The organism is Lacrimispora amygdalina (assembly GCF_900205965.1).
In the GTDB taxonomy this organism is placed as follows: Bacteria; Bacillota; Clostridia; order Lachnospirales; family Lachnospiraceae; genus Lacrimispora; species Lacrimispora amygdalina_A.
The window spans coordinates 86491-106688 of record NZ_OAOF01000013.1 but is presented as its reverse complement, the minus strand read 5'-3'; the positions used below and the strand labels follow the sequence as shown (position 1 = coordinate 106688).

The 20198-nt window shown below is 43.2% G+C and carries 19 protein-coding genes and 1 riboswitch; of the genes, 16 read left to right on the top strand and 3 right to left on the bottom strand.

Annotated features, from left to right (window positions below; all coding sequences use genetic code 11):
- Positions 1-53: 53 nt before the first annotated feature.
- The 5 genes from CRO04_RS17085 (at position 54) to CRO04_RS17065 (ending at position 4918) form a co-directional block, all read left to right on the top strand.
- Positions 54-914, top strand: a complete 861-nt coding sequence (locus tag CRO04_RS17085) for an amino acid ABC transporter substrate-binding protein (protein WP_097005449.1) — start codon at positions 54-56, stop codon at positions 912-914.
- Positions 915-936: 22 nt separating this feature from the next.
- Positions 937-1587 carry an amino acid ABC transporter permease gene (locus tag CRO04_RS17080; RefSeq protein ID WP_097005448.1) on the top strand — a complete coding sequence of 217 codons (651 nt, stop codon included), beginning with the start codon at positions 937-939 and terminating at the stop codon, positions 1585-1587.
- An 11-nt stretch (positions 1588-1598) separates the two neighbouring features.
- Positions 1599-2363: an amino acid ABC transporter ATP-binding protein gene (locus CRO04_RS17075; protein WP_097005447.1), complete on the top strand. Its 765-nt coding sequence runs from the start codon at positions 1599-1601 to the stop codon at positions 2361-2363.
- A 91-nt stretch (positions 2364-2454) separates the two neighbouring features.
- Complete coding sequence (locus tag CRO04_RS17070) at positions 2455-3105, top strand: hypothetical protein (protein WP_097005446.1); 651 nt, start codon at positions 2455-2457, stop codon at positions 3103-3105.
- Between the two features lie 172 nt (positions 3106-3277).
- Positions 3278-4918, top strand: a complete 1641-nt coding sequence (locus tag CRO04_RS17065; RefSeq protein WP_097005445.1) for an ABC-F family ATP-binding cassette domain-containing protein — start codon at positions 3278-3280, stop codon at positions 4916-4918.
- Positions 4919-4981: 63 nt separating this feature from the next.
- On the opposite strand, the gene CRO04_RS17060 is transcribed toward CRO04_RS17065, so the two are convergent.
- The gene (locus CRO04_RS17060) at positions 4982-6442 is read right to left on the bottom strand and encodes a glycosyl hydrolase family 18 protein (protein ID WP_097005444.1); all 1461 of its coding nucleotides are present in this window, start codon (positions 6440-6442) and stop codon (positions 4982-4984) included.
- A 171-nt stretch (positions 6443-6613) separates the two neighbouring features.
- Between CRO04_RS17060 and cbiQ the strand changes: the two genes are divergently transcribed.
- From cbiQ to CRO04_RS17040, 4 genes are all read left to right on the top strand, one after another.
- Positions 6614-7384, top strand: a complete 771-nt coding sequence (gene cbiQ, locus CRO04_RS17055) for a cobalt ECF transporter T component CbiQ (protein WP_242974529.1) — start codon at positions 6614-6616, stop codon at positions 7382-7384.
- Between the two features lie 17 nt (positions 7385-7401).
- Entirely contained in the window at positions 7402-8229 is an 828-nt protein-coding gene (locus CRO04_RS17050) for an ABC transporter ATP-binding protein (protein ID WP_097005502.1), read from the top strand.
- 55 nt (positions 8230-8284) lie between these two features.
- Positions 8285-8472: riboswitch (cobalamin riboswitch) on the top strand.
- A gap of 125 nt (positions 8473-8597) precedes the next feature.
- A complete protein-coding gene (locus tag CRO04_RS17045) occupies positions 8598-9347 on the top strand; it encodes an energy-coupling factor ABC transporter permease (protein ID WP_097005443.1) in 750 nt (249 codons plus the stop codon).
- A 1-nt stretch (position 9348) separates the two neighbouring features.
- On the top strand, positions 9349-9666 hold the full coding sequence (locus CRO04_RS17040) for an energy-coupling factor ABC transporter substrate-binding protein (RefSeq protein WP_097005442.1): 318 nt from the start codon (positions 9349-9351) through the stop codon (positions 9664-9666).
- Positions 9667-9763: 97 nt separating this feature from the next.
- Here CRO04_RS17040 and yeiL read toward each other — a convergent pair whose 3' ends face one another.
- Entirely contained in the window at positions 9764-10426 is a 663-nt protein-coding gene (gene yeiL / locus CRO04_RS17035) for a transcriptional regulator YeiL (RefSeq protein ID WP_097005441.1), read from the bottom strand.
- Positions 10427-10604: 178 nt separating this feature from the next.
- Between yeiL and CRO04_RS17030 the strand changes: the two genes are divergently transcribed.
- From CRO04_RS17030 to CRO04_RS17000, 7 genes are all read left to right on the top strand, one after another.
- On the top strand, positions 10605-11774 hold the full coding sequence (locus CRO04_RS17030; protein WP_097005440.1) for a U32 family peptidase: 1170 nt from the start codon (positions 10605-10607) through the stop codon (positions 11772-11774).
- Between the two features lie 56 nt (positions 11775-11830).
- Positions 11831-12595, top strand: coding sequence for a hypothetical protein (locus tag CRO04_RS17025; RefSeq protein ID WP_141401000.1), 765 nt, complete (start codon positions 11831-11833; stop codon positions 12593-12595).
- A 37-nt stretch (positions 12596-12632) separates the two neighbouring features.
- Complete coding sequence (locus CRO04_RS17020) at positions 12633-13301, top strand: HAD family hydrolase (RefSeq protein ID WP_166432598.1); 669 nt, start codon at positions 12633-12635, stop codon at positions 13299-13301.
- A complete protein-coding gene (locus tag CRO04_RS17015; RefSeq protein ID WP_097005437.1) occupies positions 13294-14784 on the top strand; it encodes an IMP dehydrogenase in 1491 nt (496 codons plus the stop codon). The genes CRO04_RS17020 and CRO04_RS17015 overlap by 8 nt, the downstream gene beginning before the upstream one ends.
- 201 nt (positions 14785-14985) lie before the next feature.
- Positions 14986-15741 (top strand): exodeoxyribonuclease III, encoded by a 756-nt coding sequence (locus tag CRO04_RS17010; RefSeq protein ID WP_097005436.1) that lies wholly within the window; start codon positions 14986-14988, stop codon positions 15739-15741.
- Between the two features lie 38 nt (positions 15742-15779).
- Positions 15780-17594 carry an ABC-F family ATP-binding cassette domain-containing protein gene (locus tag CRO04_RS17005; protein WP_097005435.1) on the top strand — a complete coding sequence of 605 codons (1815 nt, stop codon included), beginning with the start codon at positions 15780-15782 and terminating at the stop codon, positions 17592-17594.
- A gap of 26 nt (positions 17595-17620) precedes the next feature.
- Positions 17621-19465, top strand: a complete 1845-nt coding sequence (locus tag CRO04_RS17000) for an alpha-amylase family glycosyl hydrolase (RefSeq protein ID WP_097005434.1) — start codon at positions 17621-17623, stop codon at positions 19463-19465.
- On the opposite strand, the gene CRO04_RS16995 is transcribed toward CRO04_RS17000, so the two are convergent.
- On the bottom strand, positions 19462-20172 hold the full coding sequence (locus tag CRO04_RS16995; protein ID WP_097005433.1) for a GntR family transcriptional regulator: 711 nt from the start codon (positions 20170-20172) through the stop codon (positions 19462-19464). The two genes, CRO04_RS17000 and CRO04_RS16995, sit on opposite strands and share 4 nt — an antisense overlap.
- Positions 20173-20198: the final 26 nt, after the last annotated feature.

Here is a 20198-nt window from a genome sequence, read left to right as displayed (position 1 = left end):
ACTTTACTATGCTACCATGGTAACACATGAAAATTACGAGGAGGATTTATGTTATGAAAAAAGGCATGATTATGGCAGCGGCATTATTAGGAGCAGCGGTTTTATTAAGCGGCTGTGGAGCGAAAAAGGATGTGCCTGCAGCGGCAGAAACAAAGAAAGCAGAATCTTCATCTGCAGGAACTGAAAAAGCAGAGGAGACGACTGCGGCGGACACCGGAAAAGATACATTTACCGTTGGATTTGATCAGGATTTCCCTCCTATGGGATTTGTGGGAGACAACGGGGAATATACAGGATTTGATTTAGACCTTGCAAAAGAGGTGGCAGACCGCCTGGGTAAAACCTTCACACCCCAGCCAATTGCCTGGGATGCGAAGGATATGGAACTGGAGAGCGGTAACATAGACTGTATCTGGAATGGCTTTACCATCAATGGAAGAGAAGATGGATATACCTGGACAAAGCCTTATATGGCTAACCGCCAGGTCTTTGTTGTGGCAAAGGATTCCGGAATCAAGACGCTTGCCGATCTATCCGGTAAGGTAGTGGAGGTGCAGGCCGATTCATCTGCAGAGGCCGCATTAAAGGATGATGACACATTAGCCAAAACCTTCCAGACACTTCAGACAACTCCGGATTACAATACTGCTTTTATGGATCTGGAAATGGGGGCTGTAAACTGTGTGGCAATGGATGAGATCGTAGCAGCTTATCAGATCCAGCAGAGAAAGGCGGATTTTGTTATTCTTGATGAAGCGCTTGCAGCAGAGGAATACGGAGTCGGCTTTAAAAAGGGAAATGAAGCCTTAAAAGACCAGGTGCAGGAGCAGCTGGAAGCAATGGCTGCAGACGGTACCTTAAAGACCATTTCCGAAAAATGGTTCGGTAAAGATGTAACAACAATAGGAAAATAATTGATACTGACGGAGGGCAATCATGGCTTTTACAAAGATACTTACACAACTGGCAGGAGGAATGTGGGTCAGCATCCAGATCTTTCTGGTGACACTCATCTTTTCTCTGCCTCTGGGACTTTTGGTCTCCTTTGGGAGGATGTCTAAAAACCGGGTCATAGAGGCCATTGTTAAATTCTATATTTCAGTCATGAGAGGAACCCCTTTGATGCTGCAGCTTATGGTGGTGTATTTTGGTCCCTATTACCTTTTTGGAGTAAAGGTTGGGAACGGTTACCGGCTTTGGGCTGCTTTTATCGGCTTTGTTATCAACTATGCAGCCTATTTTGCAGAAATATACAGAAGCGGCATCCAGTCCATGCCTGCGGGGCAGTATGAGGCGGCAAAGCTTCTGGGATATACAAAGAATCAGACATTTTTCAGAATCATATTTCCTCAGGTAGTAAAACGGATTCTTCCTTCAGTTACAAACGAGGTAATTACACTGGTTAAGGATACTTCCCTTGCGTTTACCATCAGTGTACTGGAGATGTTTGCTGTAGCAAAGGCGCTGGCATCTTCCCAGACAAGCCTGATTCCTTTTGTGGCAGCAGGTCTTTTCTACTATGTATTCAACCTGGTTGTAGCCATGCTCATGGAATACATAGAAAAACGGATGAATTATTACCAATAGGAGGAAGCGAGATGCACGTACTGGAAATGAACCATGTGGAAAAATCATTTGACCAGCAGAGAGTTCTTCGGGATATCTCTCTTGCTGTGAAAGAAGGAGAGATTCTTTCTGTCATCGGGCCTTCCGGTTCCGGAAAGTCTACTCTGCTTCGATGTGCCACCATGCTGGAACAGATGGATGGAGGCGAATTGTTTTATCTGGGAGAGAAGGCTGCGTGGAATGGAAGCGGTGGGACTTCTGTCTATGCAAAGAAAGAAAAACTGAGAGAGATCCAGAAAAATTATGGTCTGGTTTTTCAGAATTTCAATCTGTTTCCTCATATGACTGTTCTGGATAATATTATTGATGCACCAATTCATGTTCAGAAGCGGAGTAAAGAAGAAGCAGTCAGTGAGGCAAAAGTACTCCTTCAGAAGATGGGGCTTGCGGATAAGGCAGATGCATATCCCTGCCAGTTGTCCGGCGGGCAGTGCCAGAGAGTTGCGATTGCCAGAGCGCTTGCATTAAATCCTAAAATTCTCTTTTTTGATGAGCCGACTTCCGCGCTGGATCCTGAGCTGACCGGTGAAGTACTTAAGGTTATTAAATCCCTGGCAGATCTGCATATTGCCATGGTAATTGTCACCCATGAGATGGCATTTGCCAGGGATATCTCCGACCGGGTGATTTTTATGGCAGAGGGTGTGATTGTTGAGGAAGGGACTCCGGATGAGGTGTTTGCATCCAGCAATTTGAGAACCCAGAGTTTTCTTGGAAGGTATGGAGATATTCTATAATATTAAGAAAAAAGAAAAAAACTCTTCACAATCGGATGGTATACTAAATCGGTATAACATGAAATGGCAAACAGAGAAAAGAGGATGCTTTATGAAAAGGACTTTGATTATTGCATTAGCTGTCTGCGCAGCTGCTTTATTTACCGCATGCGGTAAATCACCAGAGCAGACACAGAGCGCAGCCGGTACCGTTGCGGAAACAGAGACTAAAACCGTGAATGAAACTTCTCCGGCGGCAAGTACCCAGGCGCCCGGAAGTACAGCAGAATTTAAGATATTGACCGGTAAGGTCACGGAAGTAACTGATAATATGGAGTCCATGACTGTCTTAAACGGCGATGCAAAAGCTGCCTTCCATCTGAATGATGTTATGGTTGAAACCTCTTATTCACTGGAACCGGATGTGAAAGTTTCCATCATCTATAAAGGAGAGATTTCCGGCTCTGATACGACCAATGCAAAGGTTGTTCTAGTTCTGGATGCTCAGGATAAGATGGAAGTAAAGGAAGTGACCGGAAGTGTAAGGGATCAGGCTATGAGTACCTTTACCATTAATACAGATTCTGGAAAAGAGATGGGCTTTATTAAAGATAACTGCGAAGGGCTGGAGTCGGGCGTGCTTGGAAACGCCAGTGATGACAGCAATGGAAGCGGTGCTTTGGTAAAAGTTACCTATGTAACGGTTACCTATGATGCAGGAAGTGAATCCAACTTCCCATTAAAGGTGGAAGCAGCGAAGTAAACCAGGTATAAATCCCGGATGGGCAGGGCTTTTTTGATAAAAGGCTTGCAAATTCGGGATTTTCATGTAAAATAAGAGAGATGACAGATCAGGGGCCAAAAGACCCCTATTTTGATGATTTCGGCGTAGCTTATGATATGGATTAAAACCAGATTTCAGAAAGGGAATTAAGATGATTAGTGCACATAACGTAACATTAAGACTTGGAAAAAAAGCATTGTTTGAAGATGTAAATATTAAGTTTACGGAAGGCAACTGTTATGGCTTAATCGGTGCCAACGGTGCCGGTAAATCCACGTTCTTAAAAATTCTTTCCGGCGAACTGGAGCCTACCGGCGGTGATATTGTGATCACACCGGGTCAGAGACTTTCATTCTTAAAACAGGACCATTTTAAATATGATGAGTGTCAGGTTCTTGATACGGTAATCATGGGAAATGTGAGATTATATGAGATTATGAAGGAAAAGGATGCCATCTACATGAAGGAAGACTTCACGGATGAGGATGGTATTAAGGCTGCAGATCTGGAGGGAGAATTCGCAACCATGAACGGCTGGGAAGCGGAGTCCGATGCTGCAAACCTTTTAAACGGCCTTGGAATTGAGACCGAATTCCATTATAAACTGATGAAGGATCTAACCGGTGCCCAGAAGGTGAAAGTGCTCCTTGCACAGGCTCTTTTTGGTAATCCGGACATTCTTTTGTTAGATGAGCCGACCAACCATTTGGATCTGGATGCGATTGCATGGCTGGAAGAGTTTTTAATTAATTTTGAAAATACGGTAATCGTGGTTTCCCATGACCGTTACTTTTTAAATAAGGTCTGCACCCATATAGCAGACATCGACTACAGCAAGATCCAGCTTTATGCCGGTAACTATGACTTCTGGTATGAATCAAGCCAGCTTATGGTGAAGCAGATGAAGGAAGCCAACAGGAAGAAGGAAGAAAAGATTAAGGAACTGCAGGACTTTATTCAGCGTTTCTCAGCCAATGCTTCCAAATCCAAGCAGGCAACTTCCAGAAAACGTGCCTTAGAAAAGATTGAACTGGATGACATCAAACCTTCCAGCCGGAAATATCCCTATATTGATTTCCGTCCGGCCCGTGAGATCGGGAATGAGGTTCTTACTGTTAATAATTTATCCAAAACCATTGATGGGGTAAAGGTTCTTGATCATATTTCATTTACCTTAACCAGAGAGGATAAGGTGGCTTTTGTAGGGCCCAACGAGCTTGCGAAGACCGTCCTGTTTAAGATTCTTTCCGGTGAGATGGAAGCGGATGAAGGCGATTATAAATGGGGGCTTACCACAACCCAGTGCTATTTCCCCAAGGATAATACCGCAGAATTCGATAATGATGACACCATCGTGGACTGGCTGACCCAGTATTCTCCTGAAAAGGATGCTACTTATGTACGTGGTTTCCTGGGACGTATGCTTTTTGCAGGAGAAGACGGTGTAAAGAAAGTAAAAGTTTTATCCGGTGGTGAGAAGGTGCGCTGCATGCTTTCAAAACTGATGATCTCCGGAGCGAATGTACTTCTTTTAGATGAGCCGACGGACCACCTAGACATGGAATCCATTACAGCATTGAATAACGGACTGGTGAAGTTCCAGGGAGTGCTTCTTTTCTCCTCCCGTGACCATCAGATCGTAGAGACAACTGCAAACCGTATCATGGAGATTGTAGGCGGTCAGCTGATCGATAAGATCACTACCTATGATGAGTATCTGGAAAGTGATGAGATGGCTCGTAAGAGACAGGTATTTACCCTGACAGAAGAAGAGATGAGTGAAAACCAGTAAAGTGATAGGCCGCTGCGCTGCGGGTAAATACTTACCCGCATGGCAGCGGCCTTTTAAATAATGTTATTTTAATCCGTTATACAGGGTGTTAAGAAGCTCCTCATTGGAATCCTGGCTCAGTTCCCATATCATGGCTCCTCCTAAATTTCTGGATTTGATATAATCTGCTTTATAACCAATGGACTCAGGGTCTTCATAGCTGATGAAGATTGTGCCGTTAAATAACCACGGAACCTTTGACTGAGAATGAAAGTATCTGGTATAATCCGCTTTGTTTAAGTAGTTGGCTTTAATATCCTTGTAGCTGATGGAGTTGGCTCCGCCATATGTCTGGTACAAACCGTTATTTGCGTTATTGACGGAAGAATACAGATATCCGTAAAATGGAATTCCCATAACCAGCTTATCTGCAGGAAAGGCTGCATTTAACCAGGTACTGACTGCAGAATCAACACTTGTTTTATATTGAGGGGAGTAATCATTGTTATTGTAAAGTGGTGCCAGTAAATCTGTATAGGAATCCCAGGTTCCGTGTAAATCATAAGTCATAATATTTGCATAGTCTAAATACTGTGCCAGTGCGGACAGCTCCACATTTTTTACGTAGGAAGCATCGGCTCCTCCGGCAATGGTGAGCAGATAGTGCTTTTGGTCCATTGCTCCACGGGCATCCAGCTTTTCACGGATTTTCTGAAGCAGCAGGGTGAAATTCTGTTTGTCTTCCGGACGTCTGCTGTTGGTAACCAGACCTCCGCTTACTGGATATTCCCAATCCAGATCCACACCGTCAAACCCATATTCAATTATAAAATCTACACAGCTGTCTGCAAAGGCAGTTCTGGAAGCGTCGGTAAGCGCTGCATCCGAGAATCTACCTGACCAGTTCCAGCCACCAACGGAAATCAGCGTTTTTAAGTTGGGATTTTTAAGCTTCAGTTCATTTAAAAGCCTGATATTATTGGGATCTATATCCGGATATCCAAGCGTAAGCTTTAAATCCGGCCCGATATTTGCAAAGGCGTAATTAATATGGGTCAGCTTGCTGGCATCAATCTGATCGGGGAAGGATCCCTTGTACGCTTCCCATGCTGCATAATATCCAACCATTCTACCAGACGGCGTTTCCGTGTCTGCCGGAGGTAAATCTGGCTGCTGCGCCGTCGTTACAGTTACCGTATTACTTGGCAAAGATACATTTCTTTTATTTTTAGCTTTCACATAAAACTGGTAGGTCGTCGCTGGTGTCAAACCATTTACGGTATATGTAACGGTGGAAGCAGAACCCAGATATGTATTATTTTTATAAATCTGGTATTCTCTCACCCGGGTACTTCCTGCCGGAGCCTCCCAGGTCAGTGTGACTGAAGTGTCGGTAATATTACCCGCATTTAAATTTTGTGGTGGGGGGGAAGCGCTTCTGTCAGGCTTTGCTGCAAATGTTGTATTATTGCAGAAGCTGCTGATTAGAAAAAGTAAAAATACAGATAATGCCCACATGGTTGCCTTTCTCGTACTTCTTTTCATCGTGTTCTCCTTCACAATTTATTATAGTATAAATTATAACATGATGGATTTTCCTTGAATAGCGCGCAAAAACTGGTATATTTACATAATAATGGAAATTTTATTTACATTGCCATAAAACCTATACTTGCAGAGGAAATTTTAATGGCTTATAATCAGCCTTAAAAGGAGGTGAAAAACATTCATACAATCGATTTCTATGCATATGAATCCCGCTTAAAAGGGCTGAACCCGGGTTTAAAAGCCGTGGTGGCAATTGCAGCATTACTGATTTGTATCGGAACCGGAAATTATCTGGTCTCAGTTACGGTATTTCTGACCATGGGTGGGGTGACGGTTATCTGGGGAGGTTTGTCCTTTTGGAAATATCTGGGTCTTCTAAAGATTCCAGTGACTTTCCTGATTCTTGGAACAGCTGCCATTGTGGTAGGTATATCTTCCGCTCCCACAGGACGTTTCTGCGTATCGCTTCCTGGTTTTTATCTTTATCTGTCGGATGACGGAGCCATACTTTCTGCACGTTTGATTATTAAGGCAATGGCCTGCGTAAGTGCAATGTACATGCTTGTGCTTTCCACACCGGCAAGTGAGGTTATTAATTTACTGGGAAAGCTTCCTCTTCCCAGACTGTTGTTGGAGCTGATGAATCTTATATACCGGTTCATCTTTGTTATGATGGATGTCCAGAGCCGCATGAAGCAGGCTGCGCAGTCCAGGCTTGGTTACAGCAGCTTTTTTACCTCATGCCGTTCTTTCGGGGGGATCGGGGCAAATCTCTTTCTTGTTTCGTTAAAAAAAGCGGGAACGTATTACGATGCAATGACTTCCAGGTGTTATGAGGGCGAGCTTTTGTTTATGGAAGAAGTAAAGCCGGTGAAAAGAAAAGAAGCTGCAGTGGCAGCCGGTTATATTGCAGTTCTCCTGCTCTTGCTGCTGATATAAAATAGGAGGATTAAATGATGGAAGAAATACTTTTACAGGCAGAACATCTTTCGTACTCCTATGGCGAAGGAAACAGAGCACTTCATGATGTGTCTCTGTCTGTGAGAAAAGGAGAGAAAATTGCAGTTCTCGGCTCCAATGGAGCGGGGAAATCCACCTGCTTTTTCAATCTAAACGGAGTTTTAATACCGGATACCGGTACGATCTGGTATCAGGGAAAGAAGATAGGGAAAAAAGATCTAAGTGAGCTTCGCAGGAAAGTTGGAGTCGTGTTTCAGGACGCGGATAATCAGATCATTGCTTCCACAGTATACGCAGAGGTTTCCTTTGGTCCCATGAATTTAAAACTTCCCAGGGATCAGGTAAAAACCAGGGTGGATACGGCTTTAAAGTCCATGAATTTAATAATGCTGAAGGACCGGCCGCCCCACTATTTAAGCGGAGGAGAGAAGAAGCGGGTCAGCATAGCAGATATTCTTGCCATGGAGCCGGAGGTAATCCTGTTTGATGAACCCACTGCGTCCTTAGATCCGGTGAATGTGGATATGTTGACGAAAGTTCTTGGAGAAATGTCGGATATGGGGAAAACGCTGCTGATTTCCACCCATGATGTGGATTTTGCCTATCAGTGGGCAGACCGAGCTGTTGTATTTGCAGGAGGAACAATTATTGCTGATGGTCCGGTAACGGATATACTCGCCTGCGGTCCGGTTTTGAAACAGGGGAATTTGAGAAAGCCGGTTTTAATGGAGGTCTATGACAGCCTGGTGAAAAGCCGGATCATACCTGAAAACAGTCCTCATTTTAAGAATACACAAGAGTTAAACCGCCTGCTTAAGGCTTGATATGAGGTTAAACTGCATTGTGTTATTGACAGAAACTGGTAATACAGTTACAATACAAGCGTATTATCAAAAAGGTGCCTGTGAAATTCTCCGCAGGATAATAGGGAAAAGGGTGAAAGTCCCTTACGGTCCCGCCGCTGTATATGCAGAGCAGGGCTCCATAAGTCACTGGGAAACCGGGAAGACGGAGCTGCTGTGATTGATGCATGAGTCAGAAGACCTGCCTTTTTGTCAGAAGTATCCGGTTACGAGCGATGACCGGTGCCGGGAAGTCTCTTTGTGATACAAAGATTTACCCATAGGGCACCTGTCTGATGAGTGGGAATCATCGGATATGAGGTGCTTATTTTATTGGAAGGAGAATGAAAATGAGTAAGAAAGAAAAAAGTATCATGAAACTTGCAGTTGCATTTGCGCTGACATTTGGAATGGTTTCCAGTGCCTATGCCATGCACATAATGGAGGGCTATCTGCCAGCGGGGTACTGTATCGCCTGGGGAGCGATCAGCGTACCGTTTCTCACAGCCGGTTTCTTTTCCATACAGAAGAAACTTAGGGATAACAGGAGATCCATTACCGTGCTTGCCATGTCGGGGGCCTTTGTATTTGTGCTCTCTTCATTAAAGATTCCTTCCGTTACCGGAAGCTGTTCTCACATGACAGGAACCGGTCTGGGAGCGATTCTGTTCGGACCATCAGCAGTCAGCATTCTGGGTATTATCGTATTGATTTTCCAGGCAGTGCTGCTGGCACACGGCGGCCTCACCACACTGGGAGCCAATACCTTTTCCATGGCAATTGCAGGTCCTTTCGTGTCTTTTGGAATATACAGATTATGTAAGGCATTAAAAGTGAATAGGATGGCGTCCGTTTTTCTTGCTGCCACACTGGGCGATTTATTTACATATTGTGTTACCAGTTTTCAGCTTGCTCTTGCCTATCCTTCTGAAATCGGGGGTGTGGGAGCTTCTGCAGTAAAATTCCTGGGTGTATTTGCTCCCACCCAGCTGCCCCTTGCGGTGATTGAGGGTATTCTCACCACGGTCATTGTAATGACACTTGAAAGCTATGCTCTGCCGGAGTTAAAAGCGATTGGTTTTGCAAAGGAGGTAAAATAAGATGAGCAGAAGTAAGAAACAGATCATTGCCGTACTGCTGGGACTGGTAGTCCTGATTGCAGTTATTCCGCTGTTTGCAGTAAAAGGAGCGGAGTTTGGAGGTTCTGATGATGCAGGAAGCCAGATGATTACCAAGATCCGTGGGACGGAATATGAACCCTGGTTTACTCCGGTCATGGAAACGGCTTTAGGCGGAGAGCTTCCAGGGGAGGTGGAGAGTCTGCTGTTCTGCCTTCAGACTGGAATCGGTGTGGGAGTAATCGCATTTTTCATGGGAAGACTGGTAGAACGGAAAAAATGGCAGGATAAACAGTCATAATGGGTTGAATAAAAAGGTAAACTGTACCCTGATAGTCAGACACAGAAAAAGAGGCTGTGCTTAACTATCAGGGTATTTTTTCACAACCAGATATTTGTCATAAACTGTTCTCATTAACAGCCATTGTCGCAAGGGATGTAAAATCCTTAATTCTGTATGTTTTTTTATCCATATGCTGCAAAATATCGGCCTCACATAAAAACGCAAACACATGAAGCAGATGACGGTAGCTGACACCGAGGTATTCCGCAACCTCTGTGTGTTTCCTATTATAGATATCTCCATCTGCAGATAATAGTATAAAATTTGCCAAACGGTTCACCAGAGGATAGTTCTGGTTGGTCGCATAATTCGAGGTATTGCGCAAAGCCTTCCGGCATAAAAAAAGGCACAGATAATTTAAAAATTTAGTATCATTTTTTAAAAGATGGCTGATTTCCCTTAGAGGTAACAGGATACATATGCACTTATCCAAAGCAATGACTCCATTGGAAAATTTCTGTGCCCCCATAAATTCCATCTCCCCAAATAAAGTAGGAGATTTAAAAAAATCAATGATGGTAACTTTACCGTTTTCATGAGTCAGGAAAAGTTTAGCATTTCCTTTTATTAAAAATACCAGATCAGATAAATCATCACCTTCTCTGCATATTAACTCATTTTTTCGGAATTCTTTCCATTTGGCATATGGAGTAATATCAAAGGAAAAGATATTACTGATATAGGAGGGAATTATTTCGTTCGCCTTTTTTATTTTCATAGACAAGTCTCTTTCAAACTCTGTTTTTATAATTTATCTTACTATAAAACTTCTCTAAATTCCAGATTTATGTGAGAAAACTCATATTTTTCACAAAAAGCAAATGATATAATACTGCGTAAGCTATTTGTAAAAGGAGCAAAAACTTAAAACAACAAATTTTTTCCAGGGGGGTCACATGATAAAATTTGCACTACCATACAATGGAGATATGAATTTCATTGAACAGTCGCTTTTTCAATACGGGGATTATGTTGAAAGCTATTTTGGTAATTTAGGAATTGATGATTTTGGCGGTGGACGCGCCCAAACTCAAAATATTGTGAAACAGGAAAATGAATTAAAAGTAATCCTGGACAAGCTAAACGCTACCGGTATTGATTTTAATTATGTCATCAACAATAACGGACTGATGAACGAGGAGTTTACAGAAAAATACCAGGAAAGGTATCTGAAATTCATCAATAAATTAGTTGATCTGGGAATACGAAAGGTCACATTGAGCAATCCATATCTAATCAAATATACAAAACAAAAACTGCCGGATTTAAAAATATCGGCTTCGGTTAATTTAAAAACTCGTTCATGGGAAGAACTTGAATATCTGATCCAATTAGGCATTGATGAAGCAACGCTGCATTATGATTTGATTAAGAATTTTGCAGAGCTGATCAGAATTCGTTCGAAAACTGATATATTGTTGAAGCTTATTCCAAATGACTTGTACATATCGAACTGCCCCTGGCAAAAAGGCCATACGCGCATGCAGGGGTCCCACAGCAAGCACAAGGAAACAAAAACGCCATACTTCAGCTATTACAGAAATAAATGTGTTAATATCCGGAATTTAAGACCAGAGGAGATATATAGTGGAAAATGGATTGCTCCGGCTGATATTCCAAAATACATGGAAATTGGTTATGAAAATTTCAAATTGCTGGATCGCCTGGCCACTACAGAGTGGATCATGAAATCCATTGAAATATATCTTGAGCAAAGCCGGAAATCCCATCTGGAGGAAATATTAGGCACCTATGGCTCCAAATCAAACATTCATGCCACTGTCTCTGATGGCCCTTTGGAGCAGGCTCTTTATCCAAGAGACCAGCTGGAGCTTATACCTGAAATTTCTCATGTGGACAATAAAATCTGGTATTCTGCCAATCATACGGACAATTGCATGCATTGTGCTATATGCCGCCATGCCGCTGAACAGGGTCTGAATTATCCGGAGGATAAGAGAGAACAGTATATCGAAAATAACAGGAGGTGGCAGAGCAGAATTACAAAACTATCGTATATCAATGATTTAAATATCGGCGAGATACAGCGTATAGAATATAAGTAGGGGGGCAGATACGGATGGGTGAAATGTTACTACCATTATACTTGGATGAGAGCTTTATGGACTCTGAATCTGAGGGCAGAATTTTTTTGACCAGATTTGAGCAGGACTTTCAGAAGGATTGTTTTTTATTTCATGAGGCGAGGAAGTGTGCGGTCTCGCCGGAGGAAGCCAGGAGCATAAGCGGCAGGCATCAGTTATGTTATGCCTATGACATGTTTCATTTTGAAAACAGAGAGTTCACCGTAGAGGGGTATCAAGAGATTTGCAAAGATATTCAGACCATGATTGACACAGGATTTAAATATATTCTGGTATCAAATCCCTATATTATTGAACTGCTTTGCAACGAATACAGCAAAGATATACGTGTGATTATCTCGTCGCAGCTGGAAATTAATCATGCTCACAGTAAAATATTTTTTGATGTTTTAAATAACACCAGAAGTATTTCCTATGTTGTCGTATCTCAGAATCATCTTCACAAACAAGAATTTGAAGATATGAGACGAACATTTGGAAGTATTAAGCTAATGGTTGAGTTAGACCGCCTGATTTCAGATAATCAGATTGTGCATGAGCATTTCAATAACATGCTTTACGGATATTATAATGATTCGGTAAAATGCTATTTAAAAGAGTATATAGAGGATAACCGGCGTTATTTCAGAAAGCAGGATTTGGTGGACCAGTTTGATGAAAACATTTCTTATAAGCTGGGAGAGATTGGTGTGGAGAAGGAAATCTCAGAAAAAAATCTGGGACATCTGCTTAATAATGAATTGGAAGATATTCAGGTAATTGATTATGATTTATGGAAGTAAAATTAACTGTAATTATAAGGATGCGAGGGTATGGATCATGAAGCTTTTAATATTAGATTTTGACGGAACAATAGCAGATACAAAGAGCAGTATTGTAAATACAATTCAGGCCACAGGAAAAGAGCTGGGCTATGGAATTGCCAAAGAGAAGGACATACAGGAAAAAATAGGTCTTCCGCTTAAGGATACCTTTTCCTCTGTATTAAAAGTCCCGGACAGCGAGATAGATAATGCAATTCATTTATACCGCAGAAAATACCAGGATATCTGCATGGAAAGTGTTACATTGTTTCCAAATGTAAAGAGCACGATAGAGTATCTGTCAAAAAAGGGAATCGTTATTACAGTTGCCTCAAGTAAGGGCAAAGAGGCTCTTCATCTATTGTTGGATCATTTAAAGGTAAGTCCTTTCATTTCTCGCATTTACGGCGAACAGGACGTAAAAAATAAAAAGCCGGCTCCGGACATGGCACAATTAATATTGGAACAGGAAAAATGTGAACCGGAAGAGGCATTGGTGGTAGGGGATACAGTATTTGATCTTCAGATGGGAAGGAGCGCAGGCTGTCATACCTGTGGTGTAACTTATGGAAACAATTCTTATGAAGAACTGAAAGCCCAAAACCCCACCTATATTATTAATAATTTCGGCGAATTGAAAAGCATTTTCTTAGCAGCAGAAGGAAAAGAGGTCTCAAATGGTTAAATTATATAATGAAATTTCCAGAACCTTTAATGAATATCTGCTGATCCCTAATTTATCCACCCCCTTGTGCATACCTGATAAAATTGATCTTACAACTCCTATTACAAGATTTAGAGAAGGGGAGGCACACGTAAGGCTTAACATTCCGTTTGTATCTGCGATTATGCAGGCTGTGTCGGACAACAAACTTGCCATTTCATTGGCACGGTGCGGAGGGCTGTCATTTATATATGGGGCTCAGACAATTGATTCTCAGGCTGATATGATACGGAAAGTCAAAAAATTCAAATCCGGATTTGTTGTATGTGATTCGTATCTTTCACCAGAACACACTTTGAATGATATACTGAGGCTGAAGGAGGATACCGGGCATACTACCATAGCTGTTACTTCTAACGGAAATTGGGACGGTATTCTTACGGGAATTATTACAAGCAGAGATTATAGAATAAGCAGGGATTCCCTGGATAAAAAAGTCTGTCATATTATGACTCCTTTTGAAGCGCTTATTACAGGGAGGGATGGGATGTCCCTGAATGAAGCCAATGACTTGATTTGGGCTAATAAATTAAATTGTCTTCCTATCGTCAATGAAAAACAGCAGCTGGTCCATATGGTGTTCCGTAAGGATTACGAAGCTCATAAGGAAAACCCTTTAGAGCTTCTTGATGAGAAGAAGAGCCTTCTTGTAGGTGCAGGAATTAATACTTACGATTATGAGGAACGAGTTCCGGCACTGCTGGAAGCAGGTGCTGACATATTGTGCCTGGACTCTTCCGATGGTTATTCCACTTGGCAATATGACGCCATTACCTATATAAAGTCAAATTTTCCGAAGGCATATATTGGGGCCGGCAATGTGGTTGATGCCGAAGGCTTCCGTTATCTGGCGGATGCAGGGGCAGATTTTGTAAAGGTCGGCATTGGCGGCGGGTCTATTTGCATTACACGTGAGCAGAAGGGGATCGGAAGAGGTCAGGCGACTTCTATACTGGAAGTTACTTCTGCCAGGGATAGATATAAGGAGAAGACTGGTATCTACATCCCTATTTGTTCTGACGGAGGGATTGTATACGACAATCACATAGCAATAGCCCTGGCCATGGGGGCGGATTTTGTTATGATGGGAAGATATTTTGCAAGGTTTGATGAAAGCCCGGGAAAGAAGCTGAAAAGAGGCAATGAATATGTAAAGGAATATTGGGGAGAAGGGTCAGATCGAGCAAAGAACTGGCAGCGTTACAGCATGTCAGCCAAAAAAGATACTCATTTTGAAGAAGGTGTTGACAGTTATGTTCCGTATGCAGGTGCACTCAAGGATAATTTATCTGTCACTATCAGCAAAATAAAGTCCACAATGTCAAGCTGCGGGGCCGCTTCCATCGAGGAATTTCAAAAAAAAGCAAGGATCACCCTTGTTTCCCCCATGAGTATCAGGGAAGGCGGAGCCCATGATATCATACTGAAAGATAAAAATTACTAAGCAGCAGGTACATGGACAGTACCGAGGCTGCCATAAGCGGACTTGCCGTTGAAGTGGGATTTAACGGACCGGGAGTCTGAAAATATATGCATTTGGAGGGGCTGAACACCTGCTGATTTCAATCAGCTGATGCGACAGCCCCTTTTCTAATGCAGTTTTAAATGGTATACTAACAATATATTTTTGACGGAGGAGAACGCGATGAAAAAAATGATATCATGGAATGTGAATGGACTTCGTGCCTGTGTGGAGAAAGGCTTTCTGGATTATTTCCATGAGGTAGATGCAGATGTATTCTGTATTCAGGAAAGCAAGCTTCAGGAAGGCCAGATTGACCTTTCTCTCCCTGGCTATTATCAATATTGGAATTATGCCATAAAGAAGGGGTATTCAGGAACTGCACTGTTTACCAAAGAAGAGCCGTCATCGGTCACTTATGGAATGGGGATAGAGGAACACGACCAGGAAGGCCGGATCATAACAGCCGAATTTCAGGAATATTACGTGGTAACCTGCTATACACCCAATTCCCAGAATGAACTGGCGCGTCTTCCTTACCGAATGACCTGGGAGGATGCATTTCTTGCTTATTTAAAAGAGCTGGAGGAGAAGAAACCGGTTATATTCTGCGGAGACTTAAATGTTGCACATAAAGAAATTGATTTGAAAAATCCCAAAACCAACCGGAAAAATGCAGGCTTTACCGATGAGGAGAGAGAGAAGTTTACCGCACTTGTAGAAAACGGGTTTGTGGATACCTACCGCTATTTTTATCCGGATCAGAAAGAGATTTATTCCTGGTGGTCGTACCGTTTCCGGGCGAGGGAGAAGAATGCAGGGTGGCGTATCGATTACTTCTGCGTATCGCAATCTCTGGTGGACAGGCTGGTAAGCGCGGACATTCACACCCAGGTGACAGGTTCTGATCACTGTCCGGTGGAGCTTGTAATTGAATAGTAAGGGATCAGACAGAGATTACAGGAGAACAGCAAAGAATGAATTTATTGACAATTGAGCATTTAACAAAATCATATACGGAACGGCTGCTGTTTGATGACACCAGCTTCAGCATAAATGAAGGGGAAAAGATCGGCCTGATTGGAATTAACGGTACGGGTAAGTCCACGCTGCTGCGCATTGTGGCAGGGCTTGAAGAGCCGGATGGGGGAACTGTGGCAAAGGGCAGAAACTTAGATATCCGCTTTCTTTCCCAGAATCCCAGATTTGAAGAGGGAGAGACCATTCTGGAAAGTATTATCCGGGAGAACGAAGGTCATGAACATGTATGGGATTTAGAAAGTCAGGCAAAGAGCATGCTGACCAGACTGGGATTTACTGAATTTGATACCAGAGTAGACACGCTTTCCGGCGGTCAGAGGAAGAGGGTTGCGTTGGTAAGCGTTTTGCTTTCCACTGCAGATTTACTGGTTCTTGATGAGCCGACCAACCATCTGGACAGCAGCATGGCTGACTGGCTGGAAGATTATCTGCGCCGTTTTAAGGGTGCTCTTTTAATGGTAACCCATGACCGGTATTTTCTGGACAGCGTGACCAGCCGGATCGTGGAGCTTGATAAGGGAAAGCTTTACAGTTATCAGGAAAACTATGGCGGCTATTTGAAACTGAAGGCAGACCGAATGGATATGGAGCAGGCAACGGAGCGGAAGCGCCAGTCCATTCTACGGATTGAGCTGCAATGGATGCAAAGAGGTGCAAGAGCCCGTTCCACCAAACAAAAGGCCCATATCGAGCGGTATGAGGCTTTACGGGACCAAAAGGCGCCGGAATCTGATAAGAACGTGGAGCTGGATTCCATAGAGAGCCGTCTTGGACGCACTACCGTAGAACTGGAAGGAATTACAAAGGCTTTTGGTGATAAGGTCCTGATGAAAGATTTTAATTATATTTTCCTGAGAAATGACCGTATCGGAATCATCGGTCCCAATGGATCGGGTAAGTCCACTCTAATGAAAATAATTGCAGGCTGGCTAAATCCCGATGAAGGAACTGTAACGGTAGGGCAGACTGTGAAAATGGGTTATTTCTCTCAGGAAAATGAGGATATGGACGGCAGTTTAAAGGTAATCGATTATATCCGAAGTGCCGCAGAATACGTGAAAACAAAAGACGGCAGCGTCAGCGCCTCCCAGATGTTAGAACGGTTCCTATTTCCATCCAGTGTCCAGTATACAACCGTAGAAAAGCTTTCCGGCGGGGAGAAACGACGGCTGTATCTGCTTCGGATCCTCATGGAAGCGCCCAATGTTCTGCTGCTTGACGAGCCTACCAATGATCTGGATATCCAGACACTCACCATTCTGGAAGATTATTTAGACAGTTTTCCCGGTATTGTCATAACAGTATCCCATGACCGTTACTTTTTAGACCGGGTTGTGCGGAGAATTTTCGCTTTTGAAGGACAAGGCAGGGTTACACAGTATGAGGGCGGATTTACGGATTATCAGGCAGCATTTGCAGCCAGGTATCCGGATGGACTTGCGGGGAACGATGCAGGAACCGAGAAAAAACCGGACGCAGGAGAAAAAAAGGGACGGGAAAAGCCTAAAGGAGAGCGGAAACTTCGGTTTTCCTACAAGGAACAGAGGGAGTGGGAGACCATTGAAGATGATATAGCTGCTTTGGAATCGTCAATTGAGACACTGGATGGTAAGATTGAGGAAGCAGCCAGTGACTATGGAAGGCTCAACCAGCTGATGGAAGAAAAGGCACAAAAAGAGGAACTTTTAGAGGAGAAGATGGAACGCTGGATGTATTTAAACGATCTGGCGGAGCAGATTGAGAATCAGTGACAGGACAGCTGCAAAGGAGAAGAGGGATGAAACAATACAGGATCGCAGAGAAAGAAACCGGATATTATCCCATGGGAATGACCAAGACTGGGGGGGGGATTCATTTTTCCGTTGCCGCAAAGGGAAAAGAGTTAAGACTGCTCTTTTTTTATGAAGATGAAAAGCAGCCTTTCTGTACGTTCCTTTTTCCAGAGAAAAATAAGCGGGGGGAAGTTTTTTCTGCTACCATACTGGGTGATGACTTTTCCGGGATTTACTATTGCTATGAGATAGACGGAAAACGGTTTTCTGATCCGTATGGGAGAGCCTTTACAGGTAAGGAGATCTGGGGAGATTTAAAAGGAGCAGACCAAATCTCTAAAAGCCCCGCTGTATCTGACCCGTTCGACTGGGGAGATGACAGGCGCCCTTTGATTCCGTATGAGGATTCTGTGATTTACCGGCTTCATATTCGTGGATTTTCCATGCATTCTACTTCAGGAACCAGGAATAAAGGAACCTTTCGTGCAATTGAGGAAAAAATTCCTTATCTCAAAGAACTGGGGATTACAACCGTTGAATTGATGCCGGTTTATGAGTTTGGTGAAGTGATTCTTCCTGAGGTTGTGCAGGGCAGTCCTTATGGTGTGGATAAACCCACTGGTAAATTAAACTATTGGGGATATACCTCTGGATATTATTTTGCACCTAAAGCTTCCTATGCTTCCGGCGATAAGAAAGATCCGGCCGGAGAACTGAAAAGTCTGGTAAAAGCGCTTCATAAAGAAGGAATAGAGCTTATTACAGAGCTGTATTTTACAGGGAAGGAGTCTCCTTCCTTTGTTCTGGATGCAGTCCGTTTCTGGACGGAGGAGTTTCATCTGGACGGGATTCATCTGGTGGGTTATCCCCCTCTTGATGTAATCGGACGAGATCCTTATCTGGTGGGGGTAAAACTCTGGGCTGATTTTTGGGGGAATATTCCTCTGAATCAGGCGAAGTATCTTGCAGAATATAATGACAGCTTTCAGACGGATATGAGACGAGTGCTCAAAGGGGATGAGGAGCAGATAAAGAATCTGGTTTTCCGGACCAGAAACAACCCCTCTGACCGGGGGGTAATTCATTATATGGCAAATACCAATGGATTCACCATGATGGATCTGGTAACCTATGATACCAAGCATAATGAAGCCAATGGTGAATACAATCAGGATGGAAATCCTTATAATTATTCCTGGAATTGCGGGACGGAAGGACCTACAAGAAAGAAAAAAGTGGTGGCCCTTAGAAAAAGGCAGCTGCGTAATGCATTCCTTTTGCTGCTGCTGAGCCAGGGAACGCCTCTGATTCTGGCAGGGGATGAGTTTGGAAACTCCCAGTCCGGCAATAACAATGCATATTGCCAGGATAATGAAACATCCTGGTTAAACTGGAACCTTCTAAAAACAAACAGGGATCTTTTTGAGTTTGTAAAATCTGTTATAGCATTCCGAAAGGCCCATCCGGTATTTCACAGAAGGGAAGAAGCAAAGAACAGGGATTATCTGGCCTGTGGATTTCCTGATGTATCCTATCACGGAGTAAAGCCGTGGTATCCGGAATATGAGAATTTCAGGCGCCAGCTGGGCATTCTTTATTGGGGAGATTATGCAAAAAAGGAGGATGGGACGTCAGACAATCATTTTTATGTTGCTTATAACATGCACTGGGAGCCTCATACCTTTGACCTTCCAAACCTTCCTAAAAAACAACAATGGCATGTGGTGTTCCATACACATAAGCTGGAAGAAAACGGGAAGTATGAGGAAGGAAAGGAACCGGTTCTGGAAGGAAAGAGCTTTCTCATTCCTCCCAGGACAATTGTGGTTTTAATGGGCAGAGCGGATTAATCCAGCCGGTATGTATACATGCTGCCGATATAATATGTATCAATATATTCCAGAATATCATTCTGACTGCTGCAGGTAATATGGGATACTTTTAAAAGTGCCTCATTTTCTATCTCCAGCAGTTTTTTTTGTTCCGGAGTAGGAAGCGTTGCTGAAAGAGAGAAGTCGACGGTATGCAGATCTATAAATCCCAGTTTTTTTAAATATTGAAAAAATGAATGTTCCAGGCTGGCTATGTCAATGGCAGGTATGGTATTGCACGGTACGTAATTATAGCTGATGCTGATAATCATCTCATTGCCTGTCCGTATTCTGGAGAAATAGTGGATTAAATCATCCGGACCGGCCTGAAGCTTCTGGGCGATCTCTGCCGGAATGTCGCTGCCACGATAGATTCTGTATTCTAACAGTCTCGCACCCGATTTTAATCCTATGGATTCCATGTCCTCCGTAAAGCTGATTGGCTGGTGGTGAAATTGTTTTTGTACCAGTGAGCTGGTAACAAAGCTCCCCTTACCCGCAACTCTCCGAATATAGCCTTCGGATGTGAGCGCAGAAATCGCTTTATTGACGGTCATTCTGCTGACATGAAAGCGATCACAAAGCTCCGTTTCCGTGGGTATCTGGTCTCCGGCATGGAGCGTCTGGTTTTTTATATCTTTTAATATACTGTCCTTTATTTGTATATACTTTGGTTTCTGATTCATAGACACACTCCTTCAGGGCATATCTG